This is a genomic window from Streptomyces winkii, from assembly GCF_032248595.1.
Lineage (GTDB): Bacteria > Actinomycetota > Actinomycetes > Streptomycetales > Streptomycetaceae > Streptomyces > Streptomyces winkii.
The window spans coordinates 284,401-300,665 of sequence record NZ_JASTTH010000008.1 but is presented as its reverse complement, the minus strand read 5'-3'; the positions used below and the strand labels follow the sequence as shown (position 1 = coordinate 300,665).

Genomic DNA, 16,265 nt, shown 5'->3' with positions numbered 1-16,265 from the left:
AGTCAGGAGAGGCGCATGGGAGAGAGCGCATGGGAGAAGAGGAGAGGGACCGCGAACGGCTGCGCGTGGAGCGGGAACTCGGCCGCCAGGACAACAGGCGGCTCCGTGCGCTGAAGCTGACCGGCGTGGCCGTTTTCGCGGTGGGCATCGCATCGCTCGCCGCCCTGGCGGTCGCGGTCACGGGGAAGGGCGGCAGCGAGGCCACCCAGGCGAGGCCGGTGACGACGGGCTCGCCCGGCGCACCCGCCACCCTGACCGTGTACGAGGACTTCCGCTGCCCTGACTGCCGCCGGTTCGACGCACGGTTCGGTACGACGATCGACGACCTGCGAGAGTCCGGCAGGCTCGACGTGGACCGCCATCTGGTCACGCACGTCGACGACACCCGGGGCGGCCGGGGCTCGCACTTCGCCGCGGAGGCGGCGCTCTGCGCCCTCGACGAGCACAAGTTCGCGCAGTACCGGCGGGTGCTGTACGAGAACCAGCCGCCGGAGCGCGAAGACCGCTTCGGGTCCGGTGCCCGTCTGCTCCGGCTGGCGGCGCACGTCGACGGGCTCTCCGACCGGGAGTTCGAGAAGTGCGTGCGGCACGGCCTCCAGTCCGGCCGGGTGGACCGCATGAACGCCGCCTTCGAGGACGCGCACGGGCACCGCCGCTTGCCGCTCGTCCTCCTCAACGGCAAGGAGCTGCACGCCGGGCCCGGCGGCACGCTGACGCCGGAGAAGCTGCGCAGGGCGGTGGAGCAAGGCGGCGGCAAGGGGGCGTGACGGGCGGGCCGGGCGCCCGCTTGCCGCCGCCCGGTCCGGGCCCGGAGCGCCTGCCCGGACTCCCGCCAGACGGGCGGCACTTCGGCCGCCGCACCGCCCGCGGCTCGGCTCGGCTCGGCTCGGCTCGGCTCGGCTCGGCTCGGCTCGGCTCGGCTACGGTCCTACCCCCACAGCGCCTGCGAGAGCGAGACGCCGACGTACACCGCGCCCAGCCCCGCCACCACGCCGGCGGCCACGTTCGCCGCGGCGAAGAACCGCGCCCCGTCCTCCGCGAGCCGCAGCGTCTCGTAGGAGAACGTCGAGTACGTCGTCAGCGCGCCGCACAGCCCGGTGCCCAGAAGCAGCCGCACCGACGAGGACGCGGCCCCCGCGGACAGCGCTCCGGTCACCGCGCCGAGCACCAGGCACCCGGCCACGTTGGCCGCGAGCGTGCCCCAGGGGAAGACCGTGTCGTGCCGCCGCTGCACCGCGCGGTCGGTGAGGTAGCGCAGCGGCGCCCCGACGGCGCCGCCGAGGAGCACGAGCAGCCAGTTCACTTCTGCTCCCGCCCCACGTACCGGATGACCTCGCACTCGTCGAGGATCACCAGGCCCTCGCCGACGAGTTCGTCGAGCTGCGGCAGGAAGGCCCGGATGCGCTCGGCGCTGTCCACGATGACGATCGCGACCGGCAGATCCTCGCTCAGCGACAGCAGCCGCTGCGTGTGGATCAACGACGACGCCCCGAAGCCCTCCACCCCCTTGAAGACGCTCGCGCCCGCCAGCTCCGCCTTGTGCGCCCGGTGCACGATCTCGGTGTAGAGCGGCTTGCGATGCCACAGATCCGTCTCCCCCACGAAGACGGTCATGCGCAGCGCGGTTCCCTGAAGCCTCGTCATCGCGTCCTCCACGCCAGTACGCGGCGCGTCGCCCACACCGCGGCCCATACCGCCGCCAGCGCCACCGCCGGCGTCAGCGCCAGATATGCCAGACCCGCGCCGGGACGGCCCGCGTCCCCCAGGGACTGCGTCTCCTGCGCATAGGTCGAGAAGGTGGTGAATCCGCCCAGCACGCCCGTACCGAAGAACGGCCGCAGCAGACGGTGTACGGTCCGGCCGTCCGAGATCACCACCATGAAGACCCCGATGACGGCACAACCGGTCACATTGACCCACAACGTCGTCCACGGAAACCGGCCGTCGGGGACCGTCCAGATCAGTGACGCTCCGTACCGGCCCGCGCTGCCCAGCGCACCGCCCAGCGCGATCACCGCGAGCACGCCCAGCCGGCCGCGCCGCAGCTCCCGCCGCTGGGCGGGCACATGCAGATCGATGTCGGGATCGGTGGGCTCGCCGCCCGCCGCGGACGCCGGAAAAGGGGCATTACGCATACACCACTCCTACTCGCGGAAGCGCCCGCCGGGCGGGCGCGCTCTCCAGCGCAAGCAGGGACCGTTGGCGGCCACGTCGCCGCGGTTCGGGTACGGCGGGCCCCACCGCCGCGCGACGCCCTCGGGCACCGCGACGGCCAGCCTACCCGGGGCGTCCCGGACCCGCCGACGCGCTGCCCTCGGCCGGCCGGCTCCTCGCGGCGGAGATCCACGGGACGTCCGTGCCGCACCGCGCCGGGGCGTGGCCGGCCACCGCCGCCGGACGGCCGACGGCCCCGGACACCGCCGCCTGTGCGGCCGCCGCGAGCGACCGCCGGTCGTGCCCGTGCGGCCACAGCGGCGGGCACGACCGCACCCGCACGGCGAGCCCGTCAGCGCCAGTCACCCGGCGCAGCGACGCCGTGAGGGTGTCGCCCCCGACATAGGCGGGCACCGTGCTGGGCCTGCGGTTGCGGGTGAAGTCGATGGCCACTGGCCGTACCGGCGCTCCGGCGTCGAGCGCCGCCTGGAAGGTGGCGCGCCGGAACGGGCCGCCGGGCGCGGTGCACCAGGTGGTCGCCTGCGGGAAGACCATCACCGAGCCGCCGCCGCCCAGGTACTCCGCCAACTCCCCTACGACTCGCGGCAGTTCGCGTAGCGCTTCACGGTCGATGAAGCGGGTGCCCGTTCTGCGGGTCAGCGGCCCGACGACCGCCCACTCGGCGACCTCGCGCTTGGCGAGCAGCGGGACGGGCTCCACCGCCAGGACCGCGATGACGTCCAGCCAGGAGACGTGGTTCGCGACGATCAACGTGCCCCTGGCGGTGCCCGGCACCCGCAGCGGCCCCGCGCCCGCGGCGTCCAGCGCGATGCCGAGCGCGTCGAGTACGGCGCACGCGTGCCGCCGCAGGACGGGCGGATCCGCGATCCGCGCCCCCGCCGCGACCGCGCTGCCGACGGTGGCGGCGAGCCCCGCGTAGCGCCGCAGCACCGTCGGGTACGGCGTACGGGCCACGCGGGAACCGCCCTCCGGGCCGCGGCCCGCGTCGCCGGTCACGCCGCCGGGAGCGAGCGGCGTCACGCAGCGCGAGGTGCAAGGCGAGGCGACGGCCCAGGAGTTCACCGGCTCTCGCCCAGGAAGTAGCGCCGGTAGCGGTCGTTCAGCTGCTCCATGTCCAGGAGTACGAAGAAGTCCGCGACGCCGAAGTCCCCGTCGTGCGCGGGCGCGCCGCACATCCACGCGCCGACGCGCAGATAGCCGCGCAGCAGCGAGGGCAGCGCCGCGTAGCTCGGCCTTGCCGTCAACTGCTCCTGCGGCAGCCACGGTTCGTACGGGTGGACCCGCAGCTCCGGCGGTGCCGCGTGCCGGGTGGTGCCGAGCAGCCAGGCGTCGGCCGCGGCCTGTCCCCCGTCGTCCAGCGGTACGGAGGCGCAGCCGGCCAGGTAGCGGTGCCCGGACAGCAGCAGATAGCGGGCGAGCCCGCCCCACATCGCGTTGATGACGGCGCCCGAGCGGTGATCGGGGTGCACGCAGGCGCGCCCGGCCTCGACCATGCCCTGACGCACCTCCCCGGGCAGGCAGCGCAGGTCGAACTCGCCGTCGGAGTAGAGCTGTTCGGTCCTCCCGGGAGGCACGAGGCGGTACGTGCCGACGATGTCGCCCGTGGCCTGCGCGGTGACGACGAGGTGGTCGGCGATGTCGTCGAAGGCGTCCACGTCGTGGCCGGGCAGGGCCGTACGCAGGCGGGCGCCCTTCTCCCCGGCGAAGATCCGGTGGCGGAGGCGCTGGGCGGCACGTATCTCCTCCTTCGAGCCTGCGATGGAAGTGACGTACGACCCGGCATCAGCGGATACGGTGGAGGCAGTGGGCATGGGTGATCTCCCTCTGTGGGCCTGCGGCACCCGCGCGGACTCGTTGCCAGCGATCCTCCGCGAGGGTTTATCCGTAGTTAAGCGGTTGCTCGTGTTCCGCACGGGGCCGCCGAGTTACCGCTCGGCGGCTCCTCCGCGTCGGCTGGGCGCCGTCTCGTCACCTGCTGTTCCCCGCGACAGGCGGGCAGGGCAGCACCGCCCGGCCGGCGGCAGGCCGGCGCACCGGGCCGTACCCGGGGCGCCGCCGCCCGGACTCCCCTGTATGGCGCGGGTCTTCGTCAGCCGAGGCTCAGGGGAAGGGACCGAAGAGACCGGAACTCGAGATTGGAGTTCCACCGCGGTTCGCCCGCCGGACGGATCCGCGGGAAACGTGCGAACAACGCCGCGAAGAACCACTTGAGTTCGAGGCTCGCGATCTGCCGTCCCAGACATGAATGCGGCCCGAGGCCGAAGGAGACGTGCTTGCCGCTGTTGCGGCGGCCGAGGTCGAACGCGTCCGGCCGTTCGAACATCTCCGGATCGCGATTCGCCGCGCCCAGGAACAGGGCCACGCTCTGCCCTTTCTCGATGCGCACGCCGCTCATTTCGATCTCCGTGGACGCGACGCGCCACGTGAACTGATTCGACGCGTTGTACCGCACCACTTCGCTTGCCGCGTTGCCCGCGCACGCGGGATCCGAGAGGAAGTTCTCGATCTGGGCGGGGTTCGTCGCGAAGGCGAGCATGCCGCTGGAGGCCGATCCCGGAGTCGTGGGTGCGAACAACGCGATGAGCAGCAGGACGAGTTGGTGGACGGTCTGCTGCGGCGTGCAGTCGGTGTTCTCCCGCTGCGCCGCCGCGAGACGTGCGATCACGGTGTCCGGAAGGACCCGGCCGCGGCCTCCCTGGACGAGTTCGAGGCAGTAGTCGTGCAACTCCGCGAGCCTGTCCAGGAGTTGATCGAGTTCCACCGGCTGGTCCTGCGGCCCCGACCAGTACGTCATCAGCACGTCGACCCGCGGCACGACGAACTCCAGGTCCTCCTCCGGAACTCCGAAGGCCCGGACGGCGGCGTTCACGGGGAGCTTCGCGGCCAGCTCGGGGACGGCGTCGATCTCCCGCGTCCCCTCCGGGATCGTCGCGACGAGCTCGGAGGCGACGCGCTCGATGACCCGGCTGTAGTGCTGATGGGCGTCGCGGCTGAAGGCGGGACGGGTGGACTTCCGCAACGCGTCGTGCCGCGCGGAGTCCGTGTACATCATCACGTTCTTCGTGAACCGGTGATAGATGTTCTCCGGCGGCAGCGACCGGCCGGGATATCTGACGCCGAGAATCTCCTCCATGCGCTCGGCCTTGAGCCGGTCGTCCGTCAGCGCACGGGCGCAGTCGGCGTAGCGCATCACCGCCCAGGCGTTCAGCTCCTCCCACCAGTGGACCGGCTCGCTCTCCGCGAGCGCGGCATACACGGGATACGGGTCCGGGACGATGGCCGGATCGGACAACGGCGAAGGCGAGACTGCGCTCACGGAAACCCCTCAACTACCCGCTTGTAACGGTCGATCCGTCGTGCGGATCGACGTTCCGGTGCGGTTCCCACATGATCATGAGGGTACGCCAAAAGCGAATTATTGCTACGGCTCGTACCAAATCGGATGGCTCGGTTCCGGCTTTGGGCGCGTCAGGCGCCCCGGGATTGGCTCGAACTCGCCCCAGGCGCCCTTGCGTTGGGCCGCGTCCCGCGCGTCAATAAGCATCGCGTGGACTGACGAGCCATCCCCTGTGGCGCCCCGGAGTGCGGCCACGAGCCGCGGACCGTTCGCATTCCTGGAGACCGCAGCACGCACCGCACCCCCCACACCGCGTCCCCCGCGCGTCAGACGTGACCGCGGATGCGGTGGTCGTGCAACTCCCCACAACCGGAAGGCATTTCCATGGGACGCAGCAGATCGGCTTACGCAACGGCACTGGGCACGGCGGTACTTGCGGCGGGCGCGCTGGCGTTCGCTCCGACGGCCTCCGCCGTCGACCCGACGACGGCCACGGTCTCGGCGGACTGCGGCAGCGCGGGGGCGGGCGAGGCCACCCTCACCGCCACGCAGGACGGCACCGCCGCGACGATCACTCTCACCTCCTCGGCAGTGAAGGCGCCGATCGACGTGGGCGCCGGATCGGTCGAGACGACGCTCACCCTGTCGAAGAACGGCAGCGACACGGCGACCTTCACCGGCAAGTCCAACCCGGCGATGTCCGCCGGTGACGACGTGAACTCCGGTCCGCTGGACGGGACGGTCGCCGCGGGCGACGTCATGGAGGCGAAGTCCGTGAAGATCGTGATCTTCGGAACCATCACGGTGAACTGCACCGCGACCTCGGCACAGTCGCCGGGACCGTTCACCTTCTGAGGCACCGCCGGAAGACGGCGGGGCGGCACCGGCACCGCCCCGCTCGCCCGACGCCTCGCAAGACCGGTTCCGTCCAGTGGTCCGGAAGTCCAGCGCGGCTCGGTCCAGTTCAGCCCACCTCAGCTCAGCTCACCTCAGCTCAGCTCAGTCGAGCTTCCGGCACAGGATCGCGGCGGGAGCCCCGGAGGAGCCTGCCCGGCTCGTGTACGCGATGCCGGCGATGTACTCGTCGTCCGCGCACTGGCCCTTGCTGTGTCCGTATGCGAAGTCGCCGCCCTTCGCGCCGGGCGGGCGGCTGTCGGACCTGTCGAACCACACGGTCCGTCCGCCGGAGCCCAGCGGCCGCCTCGCGTCGGCGCACAGCGCGGTAGATACGACGGTCCCCCGCACGCTGTAGCCGGTAACGAACCGGCCGGGCGGGCACTGGAGTTTGGTGTATCCGGCCGCCCAGTCGTCGCCGGGTTCGACGTACCGTTCGTCGCGGACCGCCTCATGGCCGCCGTCCGGCGACGCGAGGGAGCGCGCTCCGGCGTCCGTGCACAGCCCGCGGCCGCCCGAGTGGCTGAGACCGGCGAGCCGCTGGTCGTCCGGGCACGCGGCCTTCCGCGCCCCCTGGTCCCAGTCGGGCGCCTCGCGCATCCGCAGGGACTGGACGAAGTCCCCGTGGTCCGGGCTCAGCATCGACCATCTGTCCGCCGGTGCGACCTCGCCCGTCCGGCCGGGCGCCTCGACGAGGCGCCGCCAGGCGTCCGCACGCCAGTCGTCGCCGTCGAAGACGCCCATCCGCCGTCCCGCCGAGTCCCAGTGCAGCAGCGCCCAGCCGTTGCCCTTGCGGTTCTCGTGCCAGCCGACGAGCGGCCAGTACGCGAAGTCGGCGTCGGTCTCGACGAGGAAGTCGACGAAGTTGCGGAACCACGCGCGCTCCTTCTCGTCGGTCTCCTCCCGGCCGCCGACCCCGAACTCGCTGATCCACACGGGCGCGGTGAAGTGCCGGTCCTGCTGCGAGGCGACGTAGAAGGCCTGCCGCCGCAGCACGTCGTACAACTCCTCGCGGCCGAAGTCGCGGTAGCGGGGGTCGGAGGTCTCGCCGACTCCGGTGGCGCCGCTGTGGTTCGGGCCCGTGTAGCCGTAGAAGTGCGCCGAGTAGACGAGCTTTCCGGAGCGTACGAGGGTGTGCGAGAGCCGCTGGACGGGCTCCAGGGTGGGACGGCCGTGGGGAAGCCCGTCCACGGGCAGCCCGGTCCAGTTGATCCCTTCGACGATCACCAGAAGGTCCGGGTTCGCCTCCTGGAGGATGCGGTCGCCCAGGTGCTGTGACGCCGCGAACCAGTCGTGCCCGTCGCCGAGGCCCCAGTTGGGGTCGTCGAGGACGGAGCGCCGCACCTCGTTGTAGAGGTCCGCGCCCGCGACGCGCGGGTTGTCGCGGTAGCGGCGGGCCATGAACAGCCAGTCGCTCTCCCACCTCCCGGTGCTCTGGCCGGCGTTCCAGCGCTCGTTGCCGTCGACGCCGCAGCACCAACGCGTCGTGTTGGTGTGGTTGTTGAGGATGACGGCGAACCCGGCACCGGTGAGCGCCTCGACCGCCGCGTCGTAGACCTGGAGCGGCGTCTTGCCCTTCAGGGACGGGTTGGCCGCCACCGAGGCGTCGGCGACGGGCCGTTCGTCGTGGATCATCTCGTTGGAGAACGGGAGCCGGACGGTGTTGAGCCCGAGCTCGCGGAACCCGGCGACGATCTCGGCCATCGGCGCCCGGTCCAGGCCCAGCGGCATGCGGTCGGACTTCTCCCCCGCGTGGTTGTCCGCGGGGTCGTCGGGGCTGCCCGATCCCGTCCAAGTGCCGCTCGCGCCGTGCCAGTTGCCTGCCTTCAGCTTGAACCGGTCGCCGTCGGCGTCGACGACGTAGCGTCCCCTGGTGCTCAGCGGAGGCTTCCAGTCCTCCGCGCGCGGGACGGAATCCGGGAGGGAGGCGCCCGCGGTGCGCGGGGCGCCGGCGGGTGCGGCGGCTGCGGGGGCAGCGGACTCGGCGGCGCGGGCGGGCGGCTCGGCCGCGGCCTGCGGCGCACCGGCGACCGGCGCGAGGACGCCGAGGACAGCCACGGCGAGCACTGGTCTGAGCAACGCCGCTCCTGGCCACGCGAGTCGGGTGCGCGCGAGTCGGGTGCGCGCGGGCCCGAAGAGCGCCGGTCTGCTGAACTCCGGCCTGGCGAGCGCCAGTCGGCCGAGTATCGGTCTGGACCTGTTCACGACCACACGCTTCCCGGGCGGAGCACGGTCCATCCGCCGCCACGGACATCGAATGCCCGTTACCTCGTCCGGGGCTGGCCCCGTACCGTGTCCAACTGCCCCAAGACGCCGCTCACTTGACCGCGTACGGCGGTGACGGGAAAGAGGCAGGACGAAGAACGCTCAGCCCGCGCGGACCCGCGTGCCCGGCCGCCAGCCGAGCTGCCGCGAGATCCCCAGCCCGCTCGCCAGCACCGACGGCAGCGCGGCCCGCTGCTTGACCGAGCCGGACCGCAGCACGACCGACAGCGCCGCGACGACGCGGCCACGGCCGTCGACGACGCGCGTGGCCACCGAGTCGGCTTCCCCGGTCAGTTCGCCCCGTACGCCCGCGGTCCCGGTCCGGCGGCACGCCGCGATCTCGTTGCGCAGCACGACCGGATCGACCACCGTCCGCGGCGTGTAGCGGCGCAGCCCCCCGTTCAGGACGCTCTCGATCAGCTCCGGGCCGCCGTGGCTCAGCAGCACCTTCCCGACACCGGAACAGTGCAGCGGCAGCCGCCCGCCGACCTGCGACACCAGGCCCAGCGCGCCGGGCGCGGAGAGCCGCTCGATGATCACTGCCTCGTGTCCTTCGAGGACGGCCAGCTGCACATGCTGGTGGAGCGCGCTGTGCAGGTCCTCCATGAACGGCTGGGCCAGCGTCCGCAGCGACTCGGTCAGCGGTGCCAGCGTCCCCAGCTGCCAGAGCCGCAGGCCGACCGTGAACGTCCCGTCCTCCCGGCGTTCGAGGGCGCCCGCCTCGACCAGCTCCAGGGCGAGGCGGCGCACGCTGGGGTGCGGGATGCCGGTGATGCCCGTCAGATCGGACAGGCTCAACTCGGCCTGGCCGGGCCGGAAGGCGAAGAGGATCTCCAGCAGGCGGGAGCTGACCGTTCTCCCCGGTTGGCGCGTACGAGGCATGGTGTGTGCGACCTCCTGGCCTTTCAGGGGACGGCACTCCTGCGGCCATGTCCATAGGATGAACGCCGCGGCCTGCCGGAACGGCGCGGTCAGGCACCATGACGCCACCGGTGCCCATGCCGGGCGGAAGCGGAGTGCGAGCAGATGGTCGACGCGGAGAGCCCCAGGATCGCCATCCTGGGAGGCGGTATCGGCGGGCTCGCTGCCTGCGCCTTCCTCCGCCGCGAGGGCATCGCCTCCACCGTCTACGAGCAGGCGCCGGATCTGCGGGAGGTGGGTGCGGGGCTGGTGGTCGCGCCGAACGCGGCCCGGCTGCTTCGCAGGCTCGGCGTCCTGGAGGACTTCGCCCGCCGTGCCGTACGACTCGACACCGGCTGGGAGTTCCGCCGCTGGCAGGACGGCACGGTGCTCTCCGCCGAGGACCTCGCCTCCGCGTGCGAGCGGCTGTACGGCGAGCAGACCTACACCGCGCACCGGGCCGACCTGCTGGAAGTGCTGCGCTCGGCCGTCCCGGACAGCAGCGTGCGCCGAGGCAGGCGCTGCGTCGGCCTCACCGTCCGCGAAGGGGACCGGCCCGTCCTCCGCTTCGCCGACGGCGAGAGCGCCGAACCCGACGTCGTGATCGGAGCGGACGGCATCCACTCCGTCGTGCGCGCCACGATCGCCGGGTCCTCGCCCGCCGTCTACTCGGGCATCTGCGCCTTCCGCGCCCTCGTACCAGCCGAGCGGGCCCCGGACTTCGCCCGGCGCAACGCCCAGACGCTCTGGATCGGGCCCGGCCACCATCTGGTGCACTATCCCGTCTCGGCCGGGCGGTCGGTGAACCTCGTCGCGTTCGCTCCCGCCGGGGACGACGCCGTCGAGTCCTGGACGGCGACCGCGACGGTCGAGGAGTTCCTGGCCGAGTTCGACGGCTGGGACCCGAAGCTCACCGAGCTGATCCGGGCGGCCGGAACGCCCGGACGGTGGGCCCTCCTGGACCGGGCGCCGCTCGGCCGCTGGAGCAGCGGCCCGGTCACGCTCCTCGGCGACGCGGCCCACCCGATGTTCTCCTTCTTCGCGCAGGGGGCGGCCCAGGCCATCGAGGACGCCGCCGTCCTCGCCCGCTGCCTCGCCGGCGACCTGGGCGATCCGCCCCGCGCGCTGGAGCGCTACGAGAGCCTCCGCATTCCCCGTACCAGCCGGCTTCAGGACGTCAGCCACGCCAGGTCGCTCGTCAACCACCTGCCGGACGGGCCCGAACAGCGGGCCCGCGACAGGTCGTTCGCCGGCGCGGACCCGCTGGTGGCCAACGGCTGGATCTACGGGTACGACCCCGACGACGCCTTCGCAGAGACGACGGACACACGATGACTACTCCTCCGAGCAACGGCGAGCCGATGCGGTTCGAGCACGACACCCTCCCGCAGCGCGTCCGGTTCGCCTCCGGTGAGGCTGCGGCGGCGCTCCACGAGGAGATCGCCGCCCTCGGCGCCTCCCGCGTGATGGTGATCGCCGCCGTGCCCGAACGGGAGCTCGCCCGGCGGATCGCGGGCGGTCTCCCGGTCGCGCACTGGCACCACGAGGTCGCGATGCACGTGCCGGTGCCGGTCGCCGAGCGGGCCCGCGCCGCCGCGGCGGAGCACGGCGCCGACGCGCTCGTCAGCGTCGGGGGCGGCTCGACCACCGGGCTGGCCAAGGCCGTCGCGCTCACGACCGGGCTGCCGGTCGTGGCGGTGCCGACGACGTACGCCGGCTCGGAGGCCACCGACGTCTGGGGGCTCACCGAGGACGGCCGCAAGACCACCGGCGTCGACGCACGGGTGCTCCCCCGCACGATCGTGTACGACGCCTCGCTCATGCTCACGCTTCCGGTGGACCTCAGCGTGGCCTCCGGGCTCAACGCCCTCGCGCACTGCGTGGATTCGATGTGGGGCCCGCGGGCCGACCCCGTCGACCGGGCGCTGGCCGCCGAGGGCGTACGGGCGCTGCGGACCGGCCTGCCGCAGGTGGCCGCGGACCCGGGCGGGCTGCGGGGGCGCGAACACACGCTGTACGGCGCCTACTTGGCGGCGGTCGCCTTCGCGTCGGCCGGATCCGGGCTGCACCACAAGATCTGCCATGTGCTGGGCGGGATGTTCGATCTGCCGCACGCGCAGACGCACGCCGTGGTCCTGCCGCACGTGCTCGCCTTCAACGCGCCCTCGGCGCCGGAGGCCGAACAGCGCATCGCCGCGGCGTTCGGCAGCACCACCGCGCTGGACGGCCTCGCCCGGCTGCGCGCCGACGTGAACGCCCCGGCCGCCCTGCGGGACCAGGGCATGCCGGAGGACGGGATCCCGGCCGCCGCCGAGGCCGTGCTGGGCGCCGTCCCCACCGGAAATCCGCGACCCGTGACCGCCGACGGCCTCACCGCCTTGCTGCGGGCGGCCTGGGAAGGAGCCGAGCCCCGATGACCCACAGCGATGCCGCACCAGCCGGCCCGCCCGACGCCACACCCCACGCCCCGCCCGATGCCGCCGCGGAGCAGGCGCGGCGCGAGCAGGAACTCGTCGAGCGGGTGCTGCGCTCGTACGAGGCCTGTGCCGACCCGCGGTTCAAGGAGCTGATGCAGTCGCTCGTACGGCATCTGCACGCCTTCCTCCGCGACGTCCGGCTCACGGAGGAGGAATGGCAGAAGGGCATCGAATTCCTCACCGAGGTCGGCCGGTTGACCGACGACAAGCGTCAGGAGTTCATCCTTCTCTCCGACACCCTCGGCGCCTCGATGCAGACGATCACGATCAACAACCAGGCCTGCGGCGACGCCACCGAGGCGACGGTCTTCGGACCGTTCTTCGCCGAGGACGCTCCCCGCGTCGAACTCGGCGGCGACATCGCAGGTGGCGCGTCCGGCGAGCCGTGCTGGGTCGAGGGAACGGTCCGCGACACCGGCGGCGAGCCGGTGCCCGGCGCCCGGATCGAGGTGTGGGAGGCCGACGGCGACGGCTACTACGACGTGCAGTACGGCGACGAGCGCACCGCGGGACGAGCCCACCTCTTCAGCGGCCCGGACGGGGAGTACCGGTTCTGGGCGATCACGCCGACGCCCTATCCCGTTCCGCACGACGGGCCCGTGGGGAAGATGCTCGCCGCCGGCGGCCGGTCGCCCATGCGCGCCGCCCACCTGCACTTCATGGTGGCGGCCGAGGGCTACCGCACGCTGGTCACCCACATCTTCGTGCGCGGCGACGAACTGCTGGAGTCCGACACCGTCTTCGGCGTGAAGGACTCGCTGATCAGGGACTTCGAGCACCTCCCGGCCGGGACGCCCACGCCCGACGGCCGGGCCGTCGACGGGTCGTGGTCGCGGGTCCGCTTCGACATCGTGCTCGCCCCCACCGGAGCCTGACCGCCGACGGGAGCCCCGGCACGGATACCGCCACGGCCCCCTTCGAAGGCCCACTCCGTGACGTCAGCCGGAGGCCTTCTCACCCGTGATCGACGGCTCCTCCGACGCAGCGTGCGGCGGGAATCCGTCGGCGGGACGGGAACCGCGCGGCACGGCGAGGATCAGCGCGGCGGCGACGAGGGCGGGGATCGCGAAGGCGTAGAAGTTCCACTGCGCGGAGAGCGTGCCCGCGTTGACCTCCGTCAGGATCCAGCCGCCGTACGTCGGACCGACGATCGCGCCGACGCGGCCCACGCCGAGCGCCCAACCGAGCGCGGTGGCCCGTGCGTTGGCGGGATACCGGCCACCGACGAACGCGTTGACGAGGGTCTGGGTGTTGGATCCGAAGCCCGCGACCGCACCGAGCAGGAGAAGCGGCACCGTCGGCGGTTCGAGGCTGAACAGCAGCACGGAGACGGCCGCGATCCCGAAGGCGCCGCTGATCACCGGCTTCTCCCCCAGCCGGTCGGCGAGCGCTCCGGCGAGGACGACGCCGATCACCGCGCCCGCCCGGCCCATGTGTCGGGGCATGCGACCCATCCCATTCGGTGTGTGCTGCGCGTCGTGGATCCCGGCGATCCAGGACCGCGGCGGCGGATGCCGAACAGAATCGGGCAGGCCCGGGGCCTCGCGCGCCATGTTGTTCATTGAACGAACCGCGCGCCGCGACCGGGGTGGCCACCCCGGATCTTGACTACGGGCCGCTGGCGATTTAGGCCGGTAAGTGAGGCAATCAACGGTTCCCGTTATGCCGACAGGACCGTACGAGGAGGTCAGCGGTGGGACGCGTAGTCGGTATCGACCTCGGCACGACGAACTCGGTGGTCTCCGTCCTGGAGGGCGGGGAGCCCACTGTCATCACCAACAACGAGGGCTCCCGTACGACGCCGTCGGTGGTCGCCTTCGCCAAGAGCGGCGAGGTGCTGGTCGGCGAGCCGGCCAAGCGGCAGGCCGTCACCAACGTCGACCGCACCGCCCGGTCGGTCAAGCGCCACATGGGAGAGGCGGACTGGCGCTTCCCGGAGAAGGGCGACGTGGACGGCAAGCGGTACACGGCCCAGGAGATCTCCTCGCGGGTGCTCCAGAAGCTCAAGAGCGACGCGGAGGCCTTCCTCAGCGAGCAGGTGAGCGACGCCGTCGTCACGGTGCCCGCCTACTTCAACGACTCCCAGCGGACGGCGACCAAGGAGGCGGGCGAGATCGCCGGCCTGAACGTGCTGCGGATCATCAACGAGCCGACCTCCGCCGCCCTGGCCTACGGGCTGGACAAGGAGAGCGACCAGACGGTGCTGGTCTTCGACCTCGGCGGCGGCACCTTCGACGTCTCCCTGCTGGAGATCGGCGAGGGGATCGTGGAGGTCAAGTCGACCTCCGGAGACACCCACCTGGGCGGCGACGACTGGGACCAGCGGATCGTCGACCACCTGGTCCAGCAGTTCAAGAACGGCTACGGCATCGATCTGTCCAAGGACAAGATGGCCGTGCAGCGGCTGCGTGAGGCGGCGGAGAAGGCCAAGATCGAGCTGTCCGCGGCGACGGAGACGGCGATCAATCTGCCGTACCTCACGGCCTCCGACGAGGGTCCGCTGCACATGGACGAGAAGCTCACCCGGGCCCAGTTCCAGCAGCTGACAGAGGACCTTCTGGACCGCTGCAAGGGCCCCTTCCACCAGGCCGTGGAGGACGCCGGCATCGAGGTCTCCGACGTCGACCACGTGATCCTCGTCGGCGGCTGCACCCGCATGCCCGCCGTGACGGAGCTGGTCAGGGAGCTGACCACCAAGGACCCGCACAAGGGCGTCAACCCGGACGAGGTCGTCGCGATCGGCGCGAGCCTCCAGGCCGGTGTCCTCAAGGGCGAGGTCAAGGACGTCCTGCTGCTGGACGTCACCCCGCTGTCCCTCGGCATCGAGACCAAGGGCGGCATCATGACCAAGCTGATCGAGCGGAACACCACGATTCCGACCAGGCGCTCGGAGGTCTTCACCACCGCGTCCGACAACCAGCCCTCGGTCAGCGTGCAGGCCTACCAGGGCGAGCGCGAGATGGCCGCGTCCAACAAGAAGCTCGGCATGTTCGAGCTGACGGGCCTTCCGCCGGCCCCTCGCGGCATGCCGCAGATCGAGGTCACCTTCGACATCGACGCGAACGGCATCATGCACGTCTCCGCCAAGGACCTCGGCACCGACAAGGAGCAGAAGATGACCGTCACCGGCGGCTCCGCGCTCTCCAAGGACGAGATCGACCGCATGGTGCGCGAGGCCGAACAGTACGCGCACGAGGATCACGAGCGCCGCGAGGCCGCCGAGACCCGCAACCAGGCCGAGCAGCTCGTCTACCAGACCGAGCAGCTCCTCAGGGACAGCGGAGACAAGATCCCGGACGACGTCAGGGGCGAGGTCGAGACGGCCCTGGCCGATGTGAAGGAGAAGCTCAAGGGCGAGGACGCCGGGGCGATCCGCGCCGCGACCGAGCACGCGGCGGCGGTCAGCCAGAAGCTGGGCCAGGCCGTCTACGGGCAGGCGGCGCCCGGAGGCGCGTCCGCAGCCGGAGCCGGAGCGGAAGCCGGGACGGGAGCCGCAGCGGGTGCCACGGAGAGTGACGAGGCCCGGGAGGGCGGGGGCGCGGAAGACGTCGTCGACGCCGAGATCGTGGACGAGGACGAGCGAAAGGACGAAGGCGGGGGCGGCGGCGGTGACACCGGCCGGGACACCGGAGGCGCGGCCTGAGCGGGCGGTGTTCCGCATTCCGCCGGACTGATCACCGGCTGTTCCTTCGTACGCAGTGGCCGCGCGGCCCTCGCTGCCCCGGCCGCGGCGGCGGCCGTACCGCCCGTACCGCCCGTACCGCCGAAGCCGCCCGCTACCGCGGCGTCACCTCGTGAGCGGAATCCAGATCCGGGGCGAGGTCGCGGAGCCACGCCGCCGTGGCGTCCGGGTCCGCCGCGGAGACGGCGATGAGGCTGAAGGGCGAGGGCGGTCGCAGCTCGACGCATACGTGCGGACCGTGGCGCCGGAGCGCGACGAAGTCCTCCGCACGGCCGTGCCGTCGGGTGCCGACGTACAGTCCGCCCGCTACCGAGAGGCCCCGGCCGTCCACTCCGCGCAGCGCACGCCACCAGTCGCGCTCGACGGCCACCCGGCGTACCGCCGCGAGCGGCGCTCGCACGCCGACGCGGCGCGCAGCGGCCTTCTCCCACCACGAGAGCCGGACGATCAACTCCTCGTCCTTGACCCGAAGCTTCGCCATCACACCTCCCGGCCCGGTTTCGGCGGCGCTGCGTGCGCCGGGTGCCCGGCCCCT

Annotated in this window: 16 protein-coding genes; 6 read left to right on the top strand and 10 right to left on the bottom strand. The window is 72.3% G+C overall.

The features are described from left to right. Positions 1–29: 29 nt before the first annotated feature. Positions 30–767, top strand: coding sequence for a DsbA family protein (locus tag QQM67_RS24830; RefSeq protein ID WP_314176593.1), 738 nt, complete (start codon positions 30–32; stop codon positions 765–767). Positions 768–928: 161 nt separating this feature from the next. On the opposite strand, the gene crcB is transcribed toward QQM67_RS24830, so the two are convergent. The 6 genes from crcB to txtE form a co-directional block, all read right to left on the bottom strand. Then, complete coding sequence (gene crcB / locus QQM67_RS24825) at positions 929–1,303, bottom strand: fluoride efflux transporter CrcB (RefSeq protein ID WP_314176591.1); 375 nt, start codon at positions 1,301–1,303, stop codon at positions 929–931. Beyond that, positions 1,300–1,644 (bottom strand): DUF190 domain-containing protein, encoded by a 345-nt coding sequence (locus QQM67_RS24820; protein WP_314176589.1) that lies wholly within the window; start codon positions 1,642–1,644, stop codon positions 1,300–1,302. The genes crcB and QQM67_RS24820 overlap by 4 nt, the downstream gene beginning before the upstream one ends. Next, positions 1,641–2,135: a fluoride efflux transporter FluC gene (locus QQM67_RS24815; protein ID WP_314176587.1), complete on the bottom strand. Its 495-nt coding sequence runs from the start codon at positions 2,133–2,135 to the stop codon at positions 1,641–1,643. Before QQM67_RS24815 ends, QQM67_RS24820 begins: the two co-directional genes overlap by 4 nt. A 142-nt stretch (positions 2,136–2,277) precedes the next feature. Further along, positions 2,278–3,195, bottom strand: coding sequence for a lysophospholipid acyltransferase family protein (locus QQM67_RS24810; protein WP_314176586.1), 918 nt, complete (start codon positions 3,193–3,195; stop codon positions 2,278–2,280). Between the two features lie 38 nt (positions 3,196–3,233). After that, positions 3,234–3,986, bottom strand: a complete 753-nt coding sequence (locus tag QQM67_RS24805; RefSeq protein WP_314176585.1) for a GNAT family N-acetyltransferase — start codon at positions 3,984–3,986, stop codon at positions 3,234–3,236. A gap of 278 nt (positions 3,987–4,264) precedes the next feature. Continuing rightward, positions 4,265–5,491, bottom strand: a complete 1,227-nt coding sequence (txtE, locus tag QQM67_RS24800) for a 4-nitrotryptophan synthase (protein WP_314176584.1) — start codon at positions 5,489–5,491, stop codon at positions 4,265–4,267. Positions 5,492–5,896: 405 nt separating this feature from the next. Here txtE and QQM67_RS24795 point away from each other — a divergent pair, with 405 nt between their 5' ends. Then, a complete protein-coding gene (locus QQM67_RS24795) occupies positions 5,897–6,367 on the top strand; it encodes a hypothetical protein (RefSeq protein WP_314176582.1) in 471 nt (156 codons plus the stop codon). Between the two features lie 144 nt (positions 6,368–6,511). On the opposite strand, the gene QQM67_RS24790 is transcribed toward QQM67_RS24795, so the two are convergent. Further along, on the bottom strand, positions 6,512–8,473 hold the full coding sequence (locus tag QQM67_RS24790; protein ID WP_314176818.1) for a glycoside hydrolase family 5 protein: 1,962 nt from the start codon (positions 8,471–8,473) through the stop codon (positions 6,512–6,514). A gap of 300 nt (positions 8,474–8,773) precedes the next feature. After that, entirely contained in the window at positions 8,774–9,553 is a 780-nt protein-coding gene (locus tag QQM67_RS24785) for an IclR family transcriptional regulator (protein ID WP_314176580.1), read from the bottom strand. Positions 9,554–9,697: 144 nt separating this feature from the next. Here QQM67_RS24785 and QQM67_RS24780 point away from each other — a divergent pair, with 144 nt between their 5' ends. The 3 genes from QQM67_RS24780 to QQM67_RS24770 are packed head-to-tail and all read left to right on the top strand — an operon-like array spanning position 9,698 to position 12,923. Continuing rightward, complete coding sequence (locus QQM67_RS24780) at positions 9,698–10,906, top strand: FAD-dependent monooxygenase (RefSeq protein ID WP_314176578.1); 1,209 nt, start codon at positions 9,698–9,700, stop codon at positions 10,904–10,906. Between the two features lie 26 nt (positions 10,907–10,932). Continuing rightward, positions 10,933–11,988: a maleylacetate reductase gene (locus QQM67_RS24775; RefSeq protein WP_314176817.1), complete on the top strand. Its 1,056-nt coding sequence runs from the start codon at positions 10,933–10,935 to the stop codon at positions 11,986–11,988. Further along, positions 11,985–12,923, top strand: coding sequence for an intradiol ring-cleavage dioxygenase (locus tag QQM67_RS24770; RefSeq protein ID WP_314176576.1), 939 nt, complete (start codon positions 11,985–11,987; stop codon positions 12,921–12,923). The genes QQM67_RS24775 and QQM67_RS24770 overlap by 4 nt, the downstream gene beginning before the upstream one ends. Positions 12,924–12,986: 63 nt before the next feature. Here QQM67_RS24770 and QQM67_RS24765 read toward each other — a convergent pair whose 3' ends face one another. Further along, the gene (locus QQM67_RS24765; protein WP_314176574.1) at positions 12,987–13,493 is read right to left on the bottom strand and encodes an MFS transporter; all 507 of its coding nucleotides are present in this window, start codon (positions 13,491–13,493) and stop codon (positions 12,987–12,989) included. A 248-nt stretch (positions 13,494–13,741) separates the two neighbouring features. On the opposite strand from QQM67_RS24765, the gene dnaK reads away from it, so the two are divergent. After that, the gene (gene dnaK / locus QQM67_RS24760; RefSeq protein WP_314176573.1) at positions 13,742–15,691 is read left to right on the top strand and encodes a molecular chaperone DnaK; all 1,950 of its coding nucleotides are present in this window, start codon (positions 13,742–13,744) and stop codon (positions 15,689–15,691) included. 133 nt (positions 15,692–15,824) lie between these two features. Here dnaK and QQM67_RS24755 read toward each other — a convergent pair whose 3' ends face one another. Further along, positions 15,825–16,211: a hypothetical protein gene (locus QQM67_RS24755; protein ID WP_314176571.1), complete on the bottom strand. Its 387-nt coding sequence runs from the start codon at positions 16,209–16,211 to the stop codon at positions 15,825–15,827. Between the last annotated feature and the right edge of the window lie 54 nt (positions 16,212–16,265).